Annotated in this window: 22 protein-coding genes and 1 tRNA gene; 11 read left to right on the forward strand and 12 right to left on the reverse strand. The window is 71.0% G+C overall.

The window, feature by feature from the left end; genetic code table 11:
* Positions 1 to 34: 34 nt before the first annotated feature.
* Both ACX6XY_RS22445 and ACX6XY_RS22450 read left to right on the forward strand, forming a co-directional pair.
* Complete coding sequence (locus ACX6XY_RS22445) at positions 35 to 709, forward strand: O-methyltransferase (RefSeq protein ID WP_460333597.1); 675 nt, start codon at positions 35 to 37, stop codon at positions 707 to 709.
* Between the two features lie 41 nt (positions 710 to 750).
* Positions 751 to 978, forward strand: coding sequence for an FmdB family zinc ribbon protein (locus ACX6XY_RS22450; protein WP_460333600.1), 228 nt, complete (start codon positions 751 to 753; stop codon positions 976 to 978).
* A gap of 70 nt (positions 979 to 1,048) precedes the next feature.
* Here the strand turns inward: ACX6XY_RS22450 and ACX6XY_RS22455 are convergent, their stop codons facing one another.
* Together ACX6XY_RS22455 and ACX6XY_RS22460 are read right to left on the reverse strand one after the other, a co-directional pair.
* Entirely contained in the window at positions 1,049 to 1,588 is a 540-nt protein-coding gene (locus ACX6XY_RS22455) for a DUF4383 domain-containing protein (protein ID WP_460333603.1), read from the reverse strand.
* 222 nt (positions 1,589 to 1,810) lie between these two features.
* On the reverse strand, positions 1,811 to 3,199 hold the full coding sequence (locus tag ACX6XY_RS22460; protein WP_460333606.1) for a hypothetical protein: 1,389 nt from the start codon (positions 3,197 to 3,199) through the stop codon (positions 1,811 to 1,813).
* 195 nt (positions 3,200 to 3,394) lie between these two features.
* Here ACX6XY_RS22460 and ACX6XY_RS22465 point away from each other — a divergent pair.
* Positions 3,395 to 3,466 (forward strand) — tRNA-Val (locus ACX6XY_RS22465).
* 67 nt (positions 3,467 to 3,533) lie between these two features.
* Here ACX6XY_RS22465 and ACX6XY_RS22470 read toward each other — a convergent pair.
* From ACX6XY_RS22470 to ACX6XY_RS22490, 5 genes are all read right to left on the reverse strand, one after another.
* Positions 3,534 to 4,613: a methyltransferase domain-containing protein gene (locus ACX6XY_RS22470; protein WP_460333609.1), complete on the reverse strand. Its 1,080-nt coding sequence runs from the start codon at positions 4,611 to 4,613 to the stop codon at positions 3,534 to 3,536.
* Positions 4,610 to 5,584 carry an ATP-grasp ribosomal peptide maturase gene (tgmB, locus tag ACX6XY_RS22475; protein ID WP_460333612.1) on the reverse strand — a complete coding sequence of 325 codons (975 nt, stop codon included), beginning with the start codon at positions 5,582 to 5,584 and terminating at the stop codon, positions 4,610 to 4,612. Before tgmB ends, ACX6XY_RS22470 begins: the two co-directional genes overlap by 4 nt.
* 1 nt (position 5,585) lies before the next feature.
* Positions 5,586 to 5,840 (reverse strand): putative ATP-grasp-modified RiPP, encoded by a 255-nt coding sequence (gene tgmA, locus ACX6XY_RS22480; protein WP_460333615.1) that lies wholly within the window; start codon positions 5,838 to 5,840, stop codon positions 5,586 to 5,588.
* A 283-nt stretch (positions 5,841 to 6,123) separates the two neighbouring features.
* Positions 6,124 to 6,465: a DUF6415 family natural product biosynthesis protein gene (locus ACX6XY_RS22485; RefSeq protein ID WP_460333618.1), complete on the reverse strand. Its 342-nt coding sequence runs from the start codon at positions 6,463 to 6,465 to the stop codon at positions 6,124 to 6,126.
* Positions 6,466 to 6,567: 102 nt separating this feature from the next.
* Complete coding sequence (locus tag ACX6XY_RS22490) at positions 6,568 to 7,752, reverse strand: helix-turn-helix domain-containing protein (protein WP_460333621.1); 1,185 nt, start codon at positions 7,750 to 7,752, stop codon at positions 6,568 to 6,570.
* A gap of 98 nt (positions 7,753 to 7,850) precedes the next feature.
* On the opposite strand from ACX6XY_RS22490, the gene ACX6XY_RS22495 reads away from it, so the two are divergent.
* Positions 7,851 to 8,396 (forward strand): flavoprotein, encoded by a 546-nt coding sequence (locus ACX6XY_RS22495; protein WP_460333624.1) that lies wholly within the window; start codon positions 7,851 to 7,853, stop codon positions 8,394 to 8,396.
* Positions 8,397 to 8,595: 199 nt separating this feature from the next.
* A complete protein-coding gene (locus ACX6XY_RS22500; RefSeq protein WP_460333627.1) occupies positions 8,596 to 9,066 on the forward strand; it encodes a DUF3592 domain-containing protein in 471 nt (156 codons plus the stop codon).
* A gap of 95 nt (positions 9,067 to 9,161) precedes the next feature.
* Here ACX6XY_RS22500 and ACX6XY_RS22505 read toward each other — a convergent pair whose 3' ends face one another.
* Positions 9,162 to 9,494 (reverse strand): hypothetical protein, encoded by a 333-nt coding sequence (locus ACX6XY_RS22505; protein WP_460333630.1) that lies wholly within the window; start codon positions 9,492 to 9,494, stop codon positions 9,162 to 9,164.
* A gap of 131 nt (positions 9,495 to 9,625) precedes the next feature.
* Here ACX6XY_RS22505 and ACX6XY_RS22510 point away from each other — a divergent pair, with 131 nt between their 5' ends.
* Both ACX6XY_RS22510 and ACX6XY_RS22515 read left to right on the forward strand, forming a co-directional pair.
* Positions 9,626 to 10,135: an NUDIX hydrolase gene (locus ACX6XY_RS22510; protein WP_460333633.1), complete on the forward strand. Its 510-nt coding sequence runs from the start codon at positions 9,626 to 9,628 to the stop codon at positions 10,133 to 10,135.
* Between the two features lie 217 nt (positions 10,136 to 10,352).
* Positions 10,353 to 12,431, forward strand: coding sequence for an oxidoreductase (locus ACX6XY_RS22515; protein WP_460333636.1), 2,079 nt, complete (start codon positions 10,353 to 10,355; stop codon positions 12,429 to 12,431).
* Positions 12,432 to 12,564: 133 nt separating this feature from the next.
* Here the strand turns inward: ACX6XY_RS22515 and ACX6XY_RS22520 are convergent, their stop codons facing one another.
* The 4 genes from ACX6XY_RS22520 to ACX6XY_RS22535 form a co-directional block, all read right to left on the reverse strand.
* A complete protein-coding gene (locus ACX6XY_RS22520) occupies positions 12,565 to 13,170 on the reverse strand; it encodes a response regulator (protein WP_460333639.1) in 606 nt (201 codons plus the stop codon).
* Entirely contained in the window at positions 13,167 to 14,369 is a 1,203-nt protein-coding gene (locus ACX6XY_RS22525) for a sensor histidine kinase (protein WP_460333642.1), read from the reverse strand. Before ACX6XY_RS22525 ends, ACX6XY_RS22520 begins: the two co-directional genes overlap by 4 nt.
* Before the next feature lie 129 nt (positions 14,370 to 14,498).
* Complete coding sequence (locus ACX6XY_RS22530) at positions 14,499 to 15,266, reverse strand: ABC transporter permease (protein WP_460333645.1); 768 nt, start codon at positions 15,264 to 15,266, stop codon at positions 14,499 to 14,501.
* Positions 15,263 to 16,219, reverse strand: coding sequence for an ABC transporter ATP-binding protein (locus ACX6XY_RS22535; protein WP_460333648.1), 957 nt, complete (start codon positions 16,217 to 16,219; stop codon positions 15,263 to 15,265). The genes ACX6XY_RS22530 and ACX6XY_RS22535 overlap by 4 nt, the downstream gene beginning before the upstream one ends.
* 477 nt (positions 16,220 to 16,696) lie before the next feature.
* Between ACX6XY_RS22535 and ACX6XY_RS22540 the strand changes: the two genes are divergently transcribed.
* The 4 genes from ACX6XY_RS22540 to ACX6XY_RS22555 all read left to right on the forward strand — a co-directional run bounded on the left by ACX6XY_RS22540 (position 16,697) and on the right by ACX6XY_RS22555 (position 19,800).
* Positions 16,697 to 16,897 carry a hypothetical protein gene (locus ACX6XY_RS22540; protein WP_460333651.1) on the forward strand — a complete coding sequence of 67 codons (201 nt, stop codon included), beginning with the start codon at positions 16,697 to 16,699 and terminating at the stop codon, positions 16,895 to 16,897.
* An 87-nt stretch (positions 16,898 to 16,984) separates the two neighbouring features.
* A complete protein-coding gene (locus ACX6XY_RS22545) occupies positions 16,985 to 17,146 on the forward strand; it encodes a hypothetical protein (protein ID WP_460333654.1) in 162 nt (53 codons plus the stop codon).
* A gap of 135 nt (positions 17,147 to 17,281) precedes the next feature.
* Entirely contained in the window at positions 17,282 to 19,174 is a 1,893-nt protein-coding gene (locus ACX6XY_RS22550; protein WP_460333656.1) for an alpha/beta fold hydrolase, read from the forward strand.
* A complete protein-coding gene (locus ACX6XY_RS22555; RefSeq protein ID WP_460333659.1) occupies positions 19,171 to 19,800 on the forward strand; it encodes a hypothetical protein in 630 nt (209 codons plus the stop codon). Before ACX6XY_RS22550 ends, ACX6XY_RS22555 begins: the two co-directional genes overlap by 4 nt.
* Positions 19,801 to 19,860 lie beyond the last annotated feature (60 nt).

Consider the following 19,860-nt stretch of genomic DNA (forward strand, 5'->3'; position numbering starts at 1 on the left):
GTACCGGGAACCCGACGCGAGGAGACCGATCCGTATGTCCAAGGGAAACGGCACCCCCCTGACCGACGAGCTCTACGCCTACCTGCTCGGCCACAACCCGCCGCTCGACCCGGTGCAGCGGATGCTCGTGGACGTCACCCACACCAGGTACCCGGCGGACGCGGGCAAGCAGGTCGCCGAGGAACAGGGCCCGCTGCTCGCGTTCCTGGTCAAGCTGACCGGGGCGCGGCGCGTGGTCGAGGTCGGCACCTTCACCGGCCTGTCCTCGCTGTCCATGGCCCAGGCGCTGCCGCCCGACGGGGCACTCCTGACCTGCGACATCTCCGAGGAGTGGACGGCGTACGCCCGCGAGGCCTGGGACAAGGCCGGGGTCGCGGACCGGATCGAGCTGCGGATCGCGCCCGCGCTGGAGACCCTGGCCGCGCTGCCCGCCGAACCGCACATCGACCTGGCGTTCATCGACGCCGACAAGCAGAACTACATCGGGTACTGGGAGGAACTGGTGCCCAGGATGCGGCAGGGCGGCCTGCTGGTCGTGGACAACGTGTTCATGCACGGCGGGGTCACCGACCCGGACGCCACCGGGGCCGCCGCGGCGATCAAGGAATTCAACGAGCACGCGAAGGCCGACGACCGCGTCGACAGCGTGATGCTCCCGGTGGTCGACGGCCTGACCCTGGCCCGCAGGCGTGCGGCCACGGCAGCCTAGGTCCTGTCCCCCGGACCGGCCCCAGGCGCTAGCCTTCTCCCATGCCCCGTTATGAGTTCCGCTGCCGTACCTGCGGCGACACCTTCGAGGTCAGCCGCCCGATGGCCGAGTCCGCAGCTCCCGCGTCCTGCCCCACCGGGCACGAGGACACCGTGAAGCTCCTGTCCACCGTGGCCGTGGGCGGCGCGGCGTCGGCGACGTCGTCAGCCGCGCCTGCGCCCGGCCCCGCGTCCGGCGGCGGATGCTGCGGCGGAGGCTGCTGCGGCTGACCCGCCCGCCAGCGGGCCTGCCGCCCGCCAGTGGCCCTCTCGCCGTCAGCGGCCTCCCGCTGTCAGACGGCTACCGCTGGCGCCTGGCCCGCTGCGCCTCCTCGCGGGCCGCCTGGTCGGGGTGCCGGGACTTCCAGTACGGATTGTCGTGCGGCAGGGTCGTACTGACCCGCCCGTACATGCCGAACCACATCAGCATCACGCCGACCACAAAGCTGAACAGCACGTTCTGGATGCGGAAGGCGAGCGGGTTGAACTCCCGCTCCAGGAGCGCCAGGTTGACGAAGCCGCTGAGGATGAACGCGATGCCGAGCGTGATGTTCAGCGTCGAGGCGAAGTTGCCGCCGATCACCATCCCGACGAAGAGCAGCAGCCCGACACAGATCGACAGCACGCTCAGCGCGCCGTTGGTGTTCAGCCCGGCGATCGTGTTGTCGCCGGTGTCGAAGAAGCCGACCCTGTCGAGCAGCCCCAGAATGCCGAACGCCAGCAGCACCAGACCGGTCAGCCCTGCGCCGACCCGGTAGACCTTGCTGAGCCGATGATCGATGGGCAGGTGCTCGTCGAGCGTGATGTGCCGCCGGGGGTGGTGGAGTATGTGCGTGGCCATAGTGTCCGCCCTCCCTGGGCTCGCGGAGGCCATGCGTACGTGCCGGATCACGCGCACGGACGTATACCCAGCATCCGCCTCCGACTCAAACCCGACAAATCCACAGCACTGGGCCATCCCGGTCCGCCGCGCCGCCCGCGGCGAAGGGGGGCGTCCCGGCCCTCCGGACGGAACCCGGCTAGCTCCCGGACGGAACCCGGCTGGAGGGGGTCCTAGCCCGGCCTAGCCCCCGGACGCTCCGCGCTCGCCGCGGATCCGGGCGACCACGTCCGCGGCCGTCTGGCGTACCGCGTCCGTCTCCGTCAGGAAGTGCCAGTAGTCAGGGTGCCGTCCCGCCAGCCCCTCGACCGCGCGTTCGAGGCGCGCCACCGAGTCGTCCAGCGGCCGGGCGTGCTTCGGGTCGGGGGTGTGCCGCCCGGCCATGGCGAGCCGCTGCGCGTCCCGGATCGCGAACCGGGTCCGCTCGATCTCCTGCTCCGGGTCCTTCTGCACGGCGTTCAGCCGCCGCAGCCGGTCGCCCGCCGCGGAGACCGCCTCGTCCGTGGCGTTCAGCAGCGCCCGTACGGTGCTCAGCAGCGAGGTGGCGTCCGGCCAGCGCTGGTCGGCGCGCGCCCGCTGCGCCTCGGACAGCTTCTGCTCGGCCTGCCGCACCGCGTCGGCCGCCTGCTCGGGAACCTGCTGCAGATCCTGCCAGCAGGCCACCGTGAACCGCCGCCGCAGCTCGCTCAGCACCGGCTCCACCTGCGTGGACCTGGTGTGCAGGGCCTGGGCGCGGGTGCGCAGCGACACCAGCCGCCGGTCGATCTCGGCGGCCCGCTCCGGCAGCCGCGCGGCCTCGGCCCGCACCGCCTCGGCCTCGCGCAGCACCTGGTCGGCCCGGTGCAGCGTCTCCTGCACGCCGTGCTGCCCGGCCCCCTGGTTGAGCCGGGTGAGCTCGGGGCCGAGCGCCGCCAGCCGCGCCGCGAGGTCGTCCGCCCGCAGCCCGGCGCCGCGCGCCGCGTCGAGCGCGGTGCTCGCGCCGAGCAGCGCCTGCCGGGCCCGCTCGACGGCGGGCGCGAGGCGGGCCAGCTGGGTCTCGGCCTTGTCGAGCAGCGGCCCGAGCCCCTGCCCGAACCGCTCCAGCTCCTGCTTGACCTGGGTCAGCTCGCCCTTGACGCGGGTCAGCTCGCTCCGGGCCCGCGCCGCGACCGAGGCCTCAAGGTCGTCCCGGTCGAGATCGTGCGCGTCCACCACGCGGATGTACTCGTGACTGACCTCGTCGATGCGCTGCCCCAGCGCCGCGAAGTCGGACGCGACCCGGCGGGCCGGGGGCGAGTCGTCGACCGCGGCGATCGTCTCTATCGAGATCCGCAGCTCCCGCTGCGCGGTGTCCAGCTCGTAGAACGCCGCGGCCGCGTCGTCCTTGGCGGCCTGCGCCTCGGCCCGCTGGCTCTCCCCGCGCCCGCCGAACCACCGCCGCGTCCCACCGCCCGCGAACGCCGCGGGCAGCGCGGCCGCCAGCAGCGGCACCGGCAGCACCAGCAACGTCACGACATCCCGGAGGGCGCCCGCGGACCCGCGGTGGCGTACAACTCGCTGCGTGCGCGGCCGTGATGATGTCGTCCCCGTCACAAGCCTCTCCCGTACCGTAACCAGCCCGCCACTACCGCCCCCATCCTCCCACTCGGGCCCGCGAGTGGGCGGGCTCGGGAACGGTCTTTGGGCGGTTCGGGACATCCGTCCCCGCCAGCCGCCCGCGCGACCGCCCCCCGTCCGGCCCCTCGCGAGGGCACCGGCCGGGGCAAGGTAGGCTGTCGCTATCTCCGCGGGCGCGTAGCTCAGGGGTAGAGCGCTGCCCTTACAAGGCAGATGTCGGCGGTTCGAAACCGTCCGCGCCCACCGCAGGTAAGCAGCAGGTGAGAGCCTGCTTCAGGCCCCCCAGTCCATGGCGACTAGGGGGCCGTTTTCACGGGGAGTCCGGGCAGGGCCAGGACGGGCCGTCAGCGGTTCTGTACCAGGCGCGTTGCGTATCGGGGGTGACGGTCAGGCCGAAGTCCTCCCGCGCGGGCGGTTCGGACGGGAAGAGGTCGGCGAGGACCTCAACCTCGTCCCACAGAGATCGGGGCCCTGTTTGGCGGACCTTGCCGTCGAGCTGGGCGCGGGCCACGGAGCTGTCCGGCGTCCAGATCCCCACGGCATCGGGGCGGCCGTCGTCACCGTTCCAGGTGCAGGACCGGTAGCCGGGCAGAGCCAGGGACAGCGGGAACGCCAGCCGGTCCAGGAGCTCCGCGTCCACCGGGGCCCGGCTGGTACGCGGCTCCGCGGCGTCCAGCTCGGCGAACCGGGGTGTGACGGCCGGGACGCGGCGGGACATGAAGTACGCCCCGCCGGCCAGAAACCGCCCCTCGGCGCCGCCGTCGCGGACGGTGAGGCGGGCCAGGCCCCAGCCGACCGGCGCGAGGATCACGGCGCCGTCGCGGCTCTGCTCGATCCAGGCACGGGGGATGTGGGGCATGCCGCAGGTGGCCATGATCCGGTCGAAAGGCGGCCGACCGGGAACGCCGAGAGCGCCGTCGCCGGTGTGCACACAGGGGTGGTGGCCGACCACGCCGAGCCGGTCGGCGGCCGGGCCGGTGAGCGAGGGGTCCACGTCCACGGTCGTGACGGCTTCGTCGCCCAGCAGGTGGCCGAGGAGTGCGGCGTTGTAGCCGGTGCCGGTGCCCACTTCGAGTACCTGGTGACCCGGCTCGACCTCCAGGGCTTCGAGCATGGAGAGCATCAGGCTGGGCTGGCTGGACGAGGAGGTGGGGTCACCGCCGGTGAGCTGCGTGGTGAGAGCGGTGTCGGTGTACACGGTGGGCCAGTAGGCGTCGTCGGCCGGGGTGGTCAGCCGCCATGCCCGGTCCGGCTGCTGCTGGAAGAAGGCGGGTACGAAGACGTGGCGGGGCACCGTCGCGAACGCGGCGTACCAGGGGGAGGCCGGGGTGGTGATCTCGTTGGCCAGGGCGGTGCGCAGGGCGGCGGCTTCGGCCGCGGTGGTCGTCACCGGCGATCTCCTTGCAGCAGGTCGGCGTGTGCTTGGGCGATGGGGAGTCGGGTGGCGGCGGCGATGAACTGCCACTGCCCGGCAGGGTTGCACTCAAAGAACACCCACCTCCCGGCCGGAGTGACGGCGAAGTCGAACGCGCCGTAGTTGAGCCCGTAGCGGTCCATGAACCTCAGGACGCCCTTCTCCACCTCCTCCGGCACTTCGGTGGGCCCGTACTCCAGAGCGTCGTAGTCGGCACGCCAGTCCACCTCGGCAGCCTTGCTGCCCGCGTGGATGGCCACGGGGAACATGCGTCGACCGACCACGGTCAGGCGCACCTCGCGGGACTTCGGAATCCACTCCTGGAGCATGTGGGCGGTGGTCTCGATCCCCTCGTCCAGCTCGTCCGCGTGGAAGCGCCGCGTGGGCAGCATCATGGGTCGCGTGCCGGAGGTGCGGATCGAGGCGGAGGTCACCGGCTTCGTCACCAGCGGGCCGCCGATGGCGCGGGCCCACTCGCGTGCGGCGTCGAGTGAATTGGTGATCAGTGTGCGGGGAACGGTGAGGCCGACCGCCGCGGCGGCGGCCAGCTGACCGGGCTTGTGTGCGGAGGCCCGGTACACGTCAGGGTGGTGCATCCACGTCACCGGCAGCGAAGTGAGGACCTGCACCATGCCGACGAGGGCTTGCGCCACGGCCCACTCCCGATAGTCCTCCGGCACATTCGGGTCGATCCGGGGAAGTCCGGGCCGGCGGTAGTAGACGGCCCGGACGTCTTCCAGATGCGCCACGCGGGCCGTGGCGGTGAGGTTTCCTCGCCACCCCTCGACGGTGCCGCCGTGCTCGGCGGCCAGGGTGATGTGCCAGGGGAAGTCGGCGAGGTCGAACCGGAGCACCGGCACGCGCCGCTCGGTGAGGGCGTGCACCACCAGGTCGGCGGTCGGGTCCAGCTCCTCGGCCAACACCAGCACGGGCCCGCGCGGCGCCATGTCACTTCACCGCTACGTCGCCGGGGAAGGCATACGGGTCGCTCTGTTCGTCAGGCGGGTTGCCGGGCCTGGTGTCGTTGTTGGTCGCGGTGCTGGACGCCGCCATGGGAGTGGTCGCCCAGAGTTTGCCGTCAGTGGTGACGTTGACCTGCTGCTCGGAGTCGTAGGCGAAGGAGTCGGGGTCGACGGACACGGTATACGTCGGTACGAGTTCCCTCGCACCGAAGGGCACCAGAGTGGCGCTGGGAGCAGTCATGCTTGTTCCTCGCTTCCTCGATCTCGATTGCATGGGGACCGAACCCTGTCCGGGCTGCATCCCGCGACGCGGCCGGGGCCAGACGCTCGGTGGGGCGGCCGCAGCCCCTCTGGCCGTCACACAGTCACTCCGCATCGGGGCGCGACCCCGAGGAGTCAGTGGCGCTCCGTCGGGCAGACGACGTGGCGGTACACGGTGGTGCCGCCGCCTGACGGGGAGTCAATCGGATAGGACTCGTGCTCTTGGCCCTTCGTGATGGCCCTGTCGCACTTCGCGCAGATCTTCACGAGACCTCCCCGGCGGCCTGGGCCAGCCAGCGGCAGTACCGCGCGAGCTGGTGCACCTGCGTCGCCGCTGACCGGAGCCCGGTACCGAGGTCGCTGTCCAGGGCGTGGCGTGCGCCGTCGAGGATGCTGCGCTGGGTGTACCAGTCGGGTGCGCCGCGCCACAGGGTGTCCGTGCGGCGCTGCACGATGGGCACCAGCCGCGTCAGCTCGGCGCGCAGCAACTCGTCCAGCTCGACGAGCCGTTCGTACGGGGGAAGGATCCCGGTCGCGTCCAGGCCCTCGGCGATGACCTCGCGGGCGAAGGGGCCGGTGGTGGTCTTGGTGTCCCCGGTGGTCATTGCTCACGCCTCCATGGCCGCAGTGCTCTGTCTCACATGCGGGACGGTACGGGCGCAGCGCGGGTGGAACGCTCACAGTTTCGTGAGCGTTGCGAGTGTTCCCTACATGCCGACCCAAGCGGCCATGTAGTTCAATGCGTCTGGCGTACGACGTGACAGATGCACCAGGCCCCGGATCGTCTCCCGTGCTCCTGGGTGGTATCGCGTCTGCTCCGGCGCGACCTTACGGGCCTCAACGAGGTGCTCCAGCGCCTTCTCGGTGCACCCGGTCTCCATCTCCGCGCGGGCGCGGTCGATGAGGAAGTGTGCGCGACGTGATGTCGCCAGCGCTACCGGAAGCCGCATCCTGCGGGCCTGCTTGAGCGCGTCGTCGTACTGGTCCATCTCCACAGCGGCAGACATCTTGTGCAGCGCCACGTTCGCCGGTCCGAAGCTGAGCCAGTGCACATCGGAGGCGTCCCCGATCCGCTTCGCGATCTGCCGCGCCTCATCAATGTGCCGGTCAACAGCAGTCTTGTCCTCAGCCCGCGCGCAGATCACGGACGCGCCGAGATGCAGCTGGCCGGTCACAGCCAGAGTCTCGCGGGTCGTCTCCGCCTGCCTGATCACACCGTGTCCGGACGCGACGAGGCGCTGCCCGATCCGGTACTCGCCCTCACGGAAGTACACCAGCGCTCGCATGTACTGGCGGACTGCGGCCAGGCACGGGTCGGAGGCGCGCTGGGCTGCCCAGTCCATGCGGTCCAGGGCAACCGCGGACAGGTCGTAGTAGCCGAGCTTCACGCTGATGTCGTGCGCAGTGCGATAGGTGGAAGCAAGCGCCTGCCACAACTCGGTAGACGGCGTGGCCCATGCGGTGTGGGTCAGCTCTGCGATTGCCGTGGGGAGGGACCGGGCCGCGTTTCGTAGATGGGTGGCCCTCACCTGCTCGCACAGTTGGTCGGCCACGGCGATGAGGACAGAGGCTGGTCGTACGGTCAGGTCGGGATTCACTCCCAGGTCGTACAGGTCGAGGGCTTCGCGTACGGGGCGCACGAGTTCTGCGAGCCGGTCGCGCTGCAATTCGGTCACGTAGGGCTGTCCGGTGAGGGCGGTGACGTCGACGTGAAGTGCGTGGGCGACAGCGGCGACGAAGCCGCTGGTGGCGGGGCGGGCACCGCATTCGACCTGATTGAGCAGGCTGTACGAGTATGGAATGCGGGCAGCAAGCTGACGCTGCGTGAGCCTGGCCAGTCTCCGCTGCTCCCTGATGCGGGTTCCTGTGTGATCGTCATCCGGTGAGGACATACCGGTCTCCTCGTTCCTTGCTCCCACTTGGAACGGTACTCGCGTCCGCCTCCGACTCCACCTGGATCGGGGGCGGTTGCGTGTGATCCACTGCCGCCATGGCTTCGACTCTCTACCTGTTCGGCTCGGCCGCTCCTCCCGTCTTCGACGTCGCGAAGGTGATCGAGGACGCCCAGCGGCGTGGCTTCGACGTGTGCCTCGGGCTGACGCCTGCGGCGGCCGGGTGGTTGGAGGAGGATCTCGACGAGCTGGCCGCGTTGACGGGGAATCCAGTGCGGTGGGAGTACAAGAGGCCTGGGCAGCCGGACGTATGGCCGAAGGCGGATGTCATCGTCGTCGCGCCCGCCACCTTCAATACGGTGAACGCGTGGGCGCTCGGCATCACCCAGAGCTTCGTCGTCGGGGTCGTCGCGGAAGGGATCGGCAAGGGCATCCCTACGGTGACGATGCCGTGTGTGAACGCTGCCTATGTGCAGCACCGACAGTTCGAGCGCAGCGTTGCCGAGCTGCGGGAGATGGGCGTGGAAGTGCTGTACGGGGAAGGCGGGTTCGTGCCGAACCAGCCGGGCCAGGGAAAGCCGAGGGAGTTTCCGTGGTGTCTGGCGCTCGATGCCGCTGAGCGGATTGTCGGTCTGGCCGCGTAGCACCGGGTTCGCCTCCGCTCACGCGGAGGCGTCCGGGCGCCGGCCGCGCCCTGGAGACACGACAAGCGGGTCGGCTCCAAGGAGCGCGAAATGGTCAAGGCGCTGATCGGCATCACGGCCATCGGGTCGTGATGCCGCATCCCGTGGATCTCCCGTTTGGCCGCTGCTTTCGCGGGCAGGGCCGCTTGGGGAGGGATACGTGTCGGGATCTGTCGTGGACCGGGCCCTGTCGGTCCTGGGCGGGCTGGTGTGCCTGCTGCTCGGTGGGGTGCTCGCTCTGATCGCCGTGGTGCTCGCCTCGGGGATGGGGAAGGACCAGCGCGTCGAGTACGACGGCCGGGCCGAGGCCCTGGTGTCCGATGCCAGGACGCGGACCGCGACCGGCGGCGGGCCGAACGGGGCCACCACGACACGCGTGGTACGAGTGCGGTACGACGTCGGGGGCACGCGTTACACCGCCAGCCTGCGGGGCGGCGGCCATACGCGGTTGCGCGCCGGGGATGCCGTGGACGTGGTGTACCGCGCCGACGAACCCGGCCGCCCCTATGTGAAGCGGTGGGCCGAGTCGAAGCCGCCGGGCGGCGCGGGAACGGTGGTCGGGATCGTCGTTCTCGCCGCGCTGTGCGTGGTGTGCGTCGTAGGGGGCTTCTGGTTCCTCTTCTTCGGTTAGCCAGCGGGGGCGCGGAGAGGTTCAACTGTGCTTCCACGCTCTGGAGTGCGGGGCGGCAGGGGACCGGCCAGGTAGGGCGCTTGACGTGCGGGAGGTCATGCGGCGCTGTGACGGCGCCTGTTGTGGCAGGTGGGGTCGTGGTCGGCGCCCAGGGCCGTCCACCAGCGTTCGCAGCAGGCCTGGTTGAGCGCGGCCAGGGCGAGGGCGGCGGAGTCCGGGTCCGTGCGGGCGGCGGGACCGCGGTGGTCGCCGGTGGCCGCGTCGTCCAGCATGAGGCGGATCGCCGCGTCGAGCGGGGCCACGGACACGAAGCCGAAGAGCAGAGCGAGCGGCCAGGGCCCGTACAGCGCGTACTGGACGGTGACGAAGGCCAGGCAGAGGCCCGCGGTGAGATGGATGGCGATGCGGGCGCGGTGGGCAGGGGGCATCTGGGTCTTTCTCCGTCTCCTGTGTCGTGAGCGGCGTGTGCCGTGCGCCGCAGGCTGGATAACGAGTGGTGGGTACGGGGGAGACGGGCCGGATCGGTGGCGGCGTCGTACCGCTGTGACAGGGTGAGGCCATGCGTATACCCAGGCAGGCGGCCCGAGTTGCGGTCCTGGACCCCGGCGGGTCCGTCTTCATGTTCCGCTACGACAACGAGGAGGTCGGCGTCCACTGGGCGATGCCGGGCGGCGGCATGGATCCGGGCGAGACGCCGCTGGCCGCGGCCGCGCGGGAGTTGCGGGAGGAGACCGGGTGGACGGACGTCGCGATCGACGGGGCGTCCCTGCTGTGTCTGTGGGAGCACGACTTCACCCGCGCCGGGGTGCCCGTGCGCCAGCATGAGCACGTCTTCCTCGCGTACGGGCCCCGCCGGGACCTGGCCGGAGATGTGGCCGCCGTGCACGCGGACGAGGGCATCCTGCACTGGCGGTGGCGGTCCCCGGACGAGCTCGCGGCCGATGACGCCGAGCCGCTGTGGCCGCCGCGGCTGCCCGAGCTGCTCGCCGGGGTGCGGCGGAGGGGCGGCCCGCCCGAGGCGCCCGTCGACCTCGGGTACGTCGGCGTCGGGGCCGCCGCGCCCCGCTGACGCGGGCGGGCCGGTGCGGGCGGGCCGGTGTGGGCGGGCCGGTGTGGGCGGGTCGGTGCGGGCCGTGGCCGTTGTGCGGGCGTCGTCCTCGTCTGCGCGGGCGTCGTCCTCGTCTGCGCGGGCGTCGTCCTCGTCACATGTTTTGCAACTTGTTGCACAACAGGGTGCGGGTGGTCTACAACAAGGGTGACGACACCGCCGCGAGGAGACCCCCCGGATGAGCCAGAGCCCGTACCCCCAAGACCCCCAGGGCCCGTACCCGCATCTGCTGAGCCCGCTCGACCTCGGGTTCACGACCCTGCCCAACCGGGTCATCATGGGATCGATGCACGTCGGCCTCGAAGAGGCCGAGCGCGGCTTCGAGCGGATGGCGGCGTTCTACGCCGAGCGCGCCCGCGGCGGCGCCGGGCTCATCGTCACCGGCGGCATCGCGCCCAACGACGCCGGACGCCCGTACGAGGGCGGCGCCAAGCTGACCACCGAGGCCGAGGCCGAGCGGCACACCGTCGTCACCGACGCCGTGCACCGCGAGGGCGGCCGGATCGCGATGCAGATCCTGCACTTCGGGCGGTACGCCTACCACCAGGACCTGGTCGCCCCGAGCGCCCTCCAGGCGCCGATCAGCCCCTTCGTCCCGCGCGCCCTGACCGACGACGAGGTCGAGCAGACCATCGAGGACTTCGTCCGGGCCGCCGAGCTGGCCCGGCACGCCGGGTACGACGGCGTCGAGATCATGGGCTCCGAGGGATACCTCATCAACGAGTTCGTGGCCGGGGCGACCAACCAGCGCGAGGACCGCTGGGGCGGCTCGTACGAGAACCGCATGCGGCTGCCCGTGGAGATCGTGCGGCGCACGCGCGAGCGGCTCGGCCGGGACTTCATCCTGATCTACCGGCTCTCCATGCTGGACCTGATCCCCGGCGGATCGACCCTGGACGAGGTGATCACCCTCGCCAAGGCGATCGAGGCCGCCGGAGCCACCATCATCAACACCGGCATCGGCTGGCACGAGGCGCGCATCCCGACCATCGTCACGTCGGTGCCGCGCGGCGCGTACACCTGGGTGACCAAGAAGGTCATGGGGGAGGTGTCGATTCCGCTGGTGACCACCAACCGGATCAACACCCCCGAACTCGCCGAGCAGTTGCTCGCCGACAAGACCGCCGACCTGGTGTCGCTGGCCCGGCCCTTCCTCGCCGACCCCGAGTTCGTCGCCAAGGCGAAGAACGACCAGGCCGACGCCATCAACACCTGCATCGGATGCAACCAGGCCTGTCTGGACCACACCTTCAGCGGCAAGATCACCTCCTGCCTGGTCAACCCGCGCGCCTGCCACGAGACCGAGCTGGTCCTGGTCCCGGTCGACGGCGTACGGCGCCGCCCCAAGCGCGTCGGCGTGGTGGGCGCGGGCCCCGCCGGGCTCGCGTTCGCCGTCTCGGCCGCCGAGCGCGGGCACCAGGTCACGCTCTTCGACGCCGCGGGCGAGATCGGCGGACAGCTCAACGTCGCACGGCGGATCCCCGGCAAGGAGGAGTTCGACGAGACGGTGCGCTACTTCCGTACGCAGCTTGAGCTGAAGGGCGTCGACGTACGGCTGAACACCCCCGTCAGCGCCGAGACGCTCACCGACGGGACGTTCGGCGCGCCGTACGACGAGATCGTGCTCGCCACCGGCGTGACCCCTAGAACCCCGGAGATCCCCGGCGTCGACCACCCCCGCGTACTCAGCTACCTCGACGTGCTCCAGGGCGGCGCCGCGGTGGGCGAGCGCGTCGCGATCATCGGCGCGGGCGGGATCGGCTTCGACGTCGCCGAGTACCTCACGGACGGCGGCGACCAGGCCAGCCTGGACGCCGAGACCTACTTCCGGCAGTGGGGCGTGGACACCGACTACCGCGAACGCGGCGGACTGCGCGCGCCCGAGCGGCCCGCGCCGCCGCGCCGGGTCCACCTGCTCCAGCGCAAGACCAGCAAGGTCGGCGCGGGACTCGGCAAGACGACCGGCTGGATCCACCGCACCGAACTGCGGCACCGGGGCGTGACCATGGTGGCAGGCGTCTCCTACGACCGCATCGACGACGCGGGGCTGCACCTCACGCACGCCGACGGGAGCGCCGAAGTCCTGGAAGTGGACACGGTCGTGCTCTGCTCCGGGCAGGAGCCGCGCCGCGAGCTGCACGACGCGCTGCGCGCGGCCGGGCAGACGGTGCACGTCATCGGCGGCGCGGACGTCGCGGCGGAGCTGGACGCGAAGCGGGCCGTGCGGCAGGGCACGGAGCTGGCCGCGGCGATCTGACCCGGTCGGGGTGTCTGACCCCGGCCGGGGCGATCCGGCCGGGCGGGCGAGTGGCCGCCTGGGCTTTCGGAGGGGGAAGCCCAGGCAGGCCCTGGGCACGCCGGAGGCACGGGCGCGCCGGGGCTGCCCGGCGTCAGATCCAGCCGCGCTGCTGCGCCAGATGCACCGCGGCGTGCCGGTTCTCCACCCTCAGCTTCGTGGTGACCGACGACAGATAGTTGCGCACGGTCCCCGGCGCCAGCGCCGCCCGCTCGGCGATCTCCTCGATCGGCGCGCCGTCGGCGGCCAGGGAGAGGACGTCGGCCTCGCGGGAGCTGAGGGGGGACTCGCCCGCGCTGATGGCGTCCGCGGCGAGGATGGGATCGATATAGCGGTTGCCCGCGTGGACGGTACGGATGATGGTGGCGAGTTCCTGAGCGGAGACGGCTTTGGAGACGAAGCCCCTGACGCCGCAGGCGAGGGCGCGCTTGAGGTGACCGGGCAGACCGTGGCTGGTGACGATCAGCGTCTTGCAGTCCGGCAGCGCCTCGGCGAGCTCCTGGACGACCGCGACTCCGTCCTTGCCGGGCATCTGGAGGTCGAGGACCGCGACATCGGGCTTCTGGCGCAGCGCCATGGCGACGGCCTCGGGGCCCGTGGCGGCCTCGGCGATGACGTCGAGATCGTCCTCAAAGGCGAGGAGCGCGGCGAACGCGCCGCGGATGAGGTGTTCGTCGTCAGCGAGGAGAACGCGGATCATCGGCTGGCCTCATTCGGTAGGTGCACGCTCAGACGGTAGCCGTTCCTGTCCGTGGCACCGTGCTGGAGGGAGCCGCCGAGCGGGACCAGGCGTTCGGCGAGACCGGCCAGGCCGCTGCCGGCGCCCTTCGACGGCTGCTGCTCGGCGCCGTCGTTGGTGATGGTCAGCCGTGTTGCGCCGCCCGCGGCGCGGGCGAGACGGATGGTGCAGCTGGACGCGTGGGAGTGGCGCAGCACATTGGTGACCCCCTCGCGGACAGCCCAGCCGAGTGCGGTCTGGACCTCCTGGCTCAGGGGCGGCTCCGGCGGGTCGCCGTCCTGCCGGACGTGGCAGGCGATGCCCGCGGCCTCCAGGACGGAGCGGGCGCCCTGGAGTTCGGTGGACAGATCGGTTGTGCGGTAGCCCTTGACGACCTCCCTGATCTCCTTGTGGAGGTCGCGGGTGAGGCTCTGGACCTCCGCCAGCTCCGCTCGGGCCTTGGGAGCCTGGGTGAGCCGTTCGGCCAGTTCGGACTTGAGGGCGATCACCGCGAGGTTGCGGCCGATGACGTCGTGGAGGTCGCGGGCGAAGCGGAGGCGCTCCTCGGCGACGACGAGCCTGGCCTGTGCCTCGCGGGCGGCGTTGAGCTGCCACAGTACGGCCAGGAACCACAGCGAGGACCGCATCAGCACGCCGATGACCGTCCAGGCTGTGACCGAGAAGGCGAGGACGGCCGGGGCGGCGGCGCGGTCGAGGAACAGCGCGATGGCGCAGGCCGCGACGGACTCGGCGAGAGCCGCGCCCGCGTACCCGGCCTGGCCGAGCAGGGGGGAGAGGGCGAAGGCCAGCGGGATCGCCACCACGACGCAGGCGGTGACGAGGGTGTGCGCGCCGTCGAGCCAGCCCGTGGTGTACGCGTAGGGCAGCAGGGCCAGTTCGAGGAGCGTCACCGCGGCCATGGCGCCGATGAGCACCCTCGGCCGGGTCACCCGGCCGACGGTGTAGGCGACGGTGGTCGTCGCGCCGACTCCCTGCAGGGCGGTGAGGGCGGCGATCCACCAGCCGACGGCGGCGGGCGCGTGGGTGGCGCCGAGGCGGGTGAGCAGCGGCCAGAGCAGCGAGGCGAGCAGCAGCCACGGCATGAAGCACAGCATCCACCGGGTCTGCTCGGTCGCCCTCCTGACGTCCGTGCCGTACCGCGCTGTCTCCAGAGAGGTCATCCCCCGTCCCCCGCCCTTTCCTTGGTGCTGTCGGTACCCGTCACCGCCCGCCGGGCCGTCACCGCCCGCCGGGCCGTCACCGCCCGCCGGGCCGTCACCGCCCGCCGGGCCGTCGTCGCCGCGCGGGGGTCAGACGCGCGGCTCCCAGCGGAACCAGCGCTGCGCGCCCCATGCGGCGAGAGCCGTCCAGGCGAGCAACGTGGTGATCCTGACCAACGAGTCAACCATCCCGGCGTCCTGACCGGTCCAGCCGGACCGCACCAGTTCGATGACGGGGGTCAGCGGGAAGAAGCGCAGGACGTCGCCGAGCGCGTCGGGGAGCACTTCCAGTGGAACGGCGGTGCCGGAGGTGAGCAGCAGCAGGAGAAAGCCGATCGTGCTCACGCCCTGGGCGCTCTCCGCGGTGCGGGCGGCGGCGGTACTGATCGCGGCGGCCGAAGCGGTGAGCAGCGTGCCGAGCAGGACGCCGACGGCGACCAGGTGCGGGGCGGCGGGTGCGCCGAGACCGGCGATGACCGAGACGGCGGTGGCGATCAGGGCGAACTGGAACACGGCGGCGATGGCCATCGGGACGGCCGGGCTCGCGAGGACGACGAGGTCGCCGACCTCTCCGGTGCGCAGCCGCTTCAGGACGTGCTCCTCACGGCGCAGCACGTAGACGCCGATGAGCGGTGCGTACAGGGCCATGATCAGGACGATTCCGGCGCTGGTGGAGATCATCACCTGGCCCATGGCCAGCCCGTTGTCCTCGAGGTCGAACTGCCTCATGACCGTTGTGGTCCCCATGACGATCAGTGCGGGGACGACCAGGACGTTGAACAGATTGCTTTTGCTGCGCAGGAAGAGGGTGAATTCCACTCGGGAGAGCGCGGTGAGATGGGCGGCGTGGGTGTTCATGCGGCTTCTTTCGTTCCCGTCCTGGCGACCCGCAGAAAGGCTTCCTCCAGGGAGGCCGAACTGGCGTTGAGTCCGTGCAGGGTGACTCCCTTGGCGCGGGCCCAGGTGAGGACTTCGGTGGTGGTGTGCTGAAGGTCCCCGGTGGACAACTCGACGCGGCCGTCGTCGGCGATCCCGGCCTCCGCCCTGAGTTCGGCGGCCGACGGCAGGTCGTCGGGGCCGAGGCCGGGCGGGAGGCGGAAGCCGAGGGTGGAGGGGTGGGCGGCGACGATGTCGGCGACCGTGCCGGTCGTGGCGATCCGCCCCGCGTGCATGATCGCCAGCCGGTCGGCGAGCTGCTCGGCCTCTTCGAGGTAGTGCGTGGTGAGCAGGATCGTGGTTCCCTCACCGCGCAGCCGCTTGATGATCTGCCAGGTGTCGTGGCGGCCTTCGGGGTCCATTCCGGTGGTCGGTTCGTCCAGGAACAACAGGTCCGGCCGACCGAGGGTGGCCAGTGCCAGGTCCAACCGCCGCTTCTCGCCCCCGGAGAGGTTCTTGACGGCGACGTCGCCGCGTCCGGCCAGGCCGACCAGAGAGACGGCTTCACCGGCCGGGCGGGGGTCGGTGGTGCAGGAGGCCCACATGCGGACGGTCTCCGACACGGTCAGATCCGTGGGGAATCCGCCGTGTTGGAGCATCACCCCGGTACGCGCGCGCACCCGCCTGCGGTCCCGTACGGGATCGAGTCCCCCGAAGAGGCTGATCGTCCCTCTCGTGGGCCGGGCGAGCCCTTCGAGAAGCTCCACCGTCGAGGTCTTACCAGCGCCGTTGGTGCCGAGAAGCGCGAACAACTGCCCCTCGGACACGGCCAGTTCGACTCCGCGGACCGCGTCGAAGCAGTGCGGTTCCGTGCGGCCGTACCGGCGCCACAGGTCCGTGACCTCGATCACATTCTGCTGGATCATGGCTGTCATGACGAACATGTTCACCGACTGCGCACGCCGGTGGCGGTGAGGAGCGTCATGGGTTCGCGTGGCAGGTGTCATGACGCCGCATGACATGTGTCATCCGCCGGAAGCGCACCCTCCGGATGTCGGTGTGATCCAGGTCATATGGTGTGTCTCTCGGTGATGTTTGTATCGGAACACGCCGCCTGGTGATGGCCTCGGAATGACCGCCGATGGCAGACCAGGCAGAGCGAAACAGGGGGACGGTATTCCATGCCTGCGACGGCTTCATGCGCCGACGGAACCAACGGCGCGTCACGGACGGCAAACGGGGTGGAATCTCTCAGGTGCGATGCGACGGGCAGTCGCGTCGTACACCTGGGCGTATCGGCCTGATTTCCGACCCGGCTCCCTTTTTCGCTCCGGCTGTTTATGGCCGCTCCGTGTTTCCTCATGCGGTGCGGCCGGTCATCACTGTGAATCCTTATACGGGAAAGGAATGTCATGAACGAGATCGTCTCCTTCGTCAACGACCTGGACCTCGGCACCATCGAGGCCGCCGACGCCAACACCGACCAGGCCCCGGTCCTCGCCACCCCGGCCGCCGCGCTCGCCGCCATCGGCGGCGCCAAGGCCGTCGGCGCCTTCGCCGGCGGCGCGACCCTGGTCGGCGGCGCCTACGCCCTCGGCCGCGCGATCGGCTGACCCGGCCCGCGGACCGAAACCCGCACCCTTCGCCACACACAACGCTCCGGCGCCACCGCGCCGGGCGACGACCCGAAAGGACGCGAGATGAACGACGTCACCAACGCCGTGAATGAAATGGACCTCCCGGAGGAGGCAGTCGTCTTCCCCGACGCCACCCCGGTGCTGGCCACACCCGGCGCCTTCCTGGGCGGCGTAGCGATCTCCTCCGCCGTGGTCGGCGCGTTCGAGCTCGGCCGCAACGGCTGACACCCGAACGGCTGACACCCGCCGGCCCCTGACCGGGGCAGGTGCTCAACGGCTGCCGGGCCAGAGGTGCGTTCTGGCCCGGCAGACCGTCGCCCAGCTTAGACCTCCCCTGCGGGGCGCTGCGAAAGGGACCTCGTGAAATTCGCCAAAAAGATCACCGCTGCGGTATTCGGCCCGGCGCTGGTGAGCCGGGACCGTGCCCTCGGTATGTCCGAGCGGCTTGCCGCCGTCACCACACTGACGTCTTCTCTCGAATATCTTTCGCAGCGAAAAGAGATACGCCGGGGAGGCCTCAACGACTGGCGCATCGTCAAGGACGTCCAAGCCGAATCCACCCCGCTCGTCCGCCGACTGCTGAACACCGTCAGCGGACCGAAGACCACCACCGCCCTGCACGTCACGCGCGCCGCGGTCTCCGCCGGCATGCTGCTGCCCGGCAACTCACGCTGGCGCGGCGCCGGAAGCGTCTTCCTCGGAGCGACCTCCGCCCTGCTCTACCCGCGCCACCGCTACGGCACCGACGGCTCCGACCAGGTGGCGATCCTGGTGCAGACCGCCACCGGAGCCGCCCGGCTGGTACCGTCCCCCCAGGCCAAGGACGCCCTGCTCTGGTACGTCGCTCTCCAGGCCAACCTCTCGTATCTGATCTCCGGCTGGGTGAAACTCCTCGGCGAACCCTGGCGCGACGCCTCCGCGCTCCCCGGCGTCATGCGCACCCGCACCTACGGCCACCAGGGCATGTTCCAGTGGACCCAGGACCATCCCAGGGCAGCCAGGTACCTCACCCACGGCGTGCTCGCGCTGGAGTGCCTCTTCCCCCTCGCCTACGCGAGCGGCGGCCGCCTGGCCCGCCCCATCATCGCCAGCGCTGCCGCGTTCCACCTGGCCAACGGCTACTTCATGGGCCTGGGCCGGTTCGTGACCTCGTTCACCGCCATGCACCCGATGGTCGCCTACACCTCGGCGCCCAGAACCCACCCCGTACTCGCCGGACGCGACGACCGCGCCCTGCCCGTCGCGCTCACCGCGCTCGCCGGAGCCACGGTGATCGCCGCCGGCACCGCCGTCCAGCGACGACTGCGCGCCACCGAAGGCTGGCACACCTCTCGGACGCTGACCACCCGCCACGGCAACGAGCTCCAGTACGAGGTGCTCTCCAGGGGCGACGGCGAGCGGCCCGTCCTGGTGTTCGCCGCCGGGATGGTCTCCACCAGCGAGCATTTCGCGTGGATCACCGAGCGTCTCGCCAAGGAGACCGAGTACGGCGTCATCACCTACGCCCGCGCCGGCTATGCCGGCAGCCGCTACAAGTCCGCCGCCCGCTTCGGGCTCTCGGAGTCCGTCGACGACCTCGTGGACGTCGTGAACGGCGCCGTCGCCGCGCACCGCAAGGTCATCCTCGTCGGCCACTCACTCGGCGGCGAGATCGCCCGCCGGGCCGCCCGGCAACTCGGCGACAGCCTGCACGGCGTCGTCTACCTCGACTCCTCCCATCCCGACGAGCTCAACCGCTCCCAGCAGCAGAGCGACACCGCGGACAAGCTGCGTGGCTCCCTCACCCAGATGACGTGGTTCCTGCGGCTGGGCACCGGCATCCTCATGTCCCGCCCGGACTGGATCGAGGCGCTGCCCGTCGCCTACCGCGAGAAGGCCTTCGCTCAGTACGCCGATGTGCGGATGTGGGATGCCGGGCGTCGCGAATGGGAGGCCGTGGAAGCCGACTTCCGCGCCTTCTCCGGCGAGCTGGAGACGATCGAAGGGGCGCACGGCCTGGTCGTCTCCGCCCAGCAGACCGTCGACCGCGACCCCGACCAGCTGCTGATGCACAAGGAACTCGCCGAAGCGCACCGGGGAGGCCGCACCGACACACTGGTCGTCGAAGGCGCCGGGCACGACACCGTACTCACCCAGAGCCGCTTCGCCTACCGGGTGGCCGACCGCATCATCGCGTTCTTCGACGAACTCGGCCACCCCGGCCGTCCCACCGCGGCAGCCGACCCCTCAACCGACCAGGAGGCCGCCAAGTGACCACCCGCCGCGCCGCCGTATCGAGCCTGTTCACCGGCAAGGGCGCCGCCTGGCGGATCACCGGGGCCGTCATGCTGGTGAGCACCCTCGCCACCCAGCACCCGAACCCGATGTTCAACCGGCTGCAACTCAAGGACACCTTCTCGGTCCTGCCGAACTGGCGGTTCTTCGCACCGACCCCGGCCATGCACGACTACCACTTCCTCTACCGCACGCTGGACGCCGACGGCACCACATCACCGTGGCAGGGCGTCGATGTGATCGAGGGCCGCAAGCCCTGGCAGATCGCCTGGTTCCCGACCCGCCGTCCGGAGAAGGCCATCTTCGACATCTGCAGCGAGATCCTGCACGTCATCGACAAGGGATTCGCCGTCGTCACCCGCACCTCCGCCTACCGGACGCTCACCGAGTACCTGCGCGCGACCATCAACAGCCAGCACGAGTCGGCCGGCACCGTCAAGGGCTTCCAGTTCGCGCTGGCCCGCGCCACCGGCTACGACAAGAGCCACGACCCGGAGATGGTGTTCGTATCCCCCTATACCCCTCTCGACCCGCACGCGCCGACCGCCCTCGGCACGCCCCCCAAGACCGGGACGACGCCCGCCAAGACCGAAACAAGGAGCTGACCGTGGCCGCCTACTTCGTCCTCGCCATCGGGGCCGCGATCGCCGGAGCCATCGCCTTCG

The sequence above is a fragment of the Streptomyces sp. O3 genome (assembly GCF_054788135.1).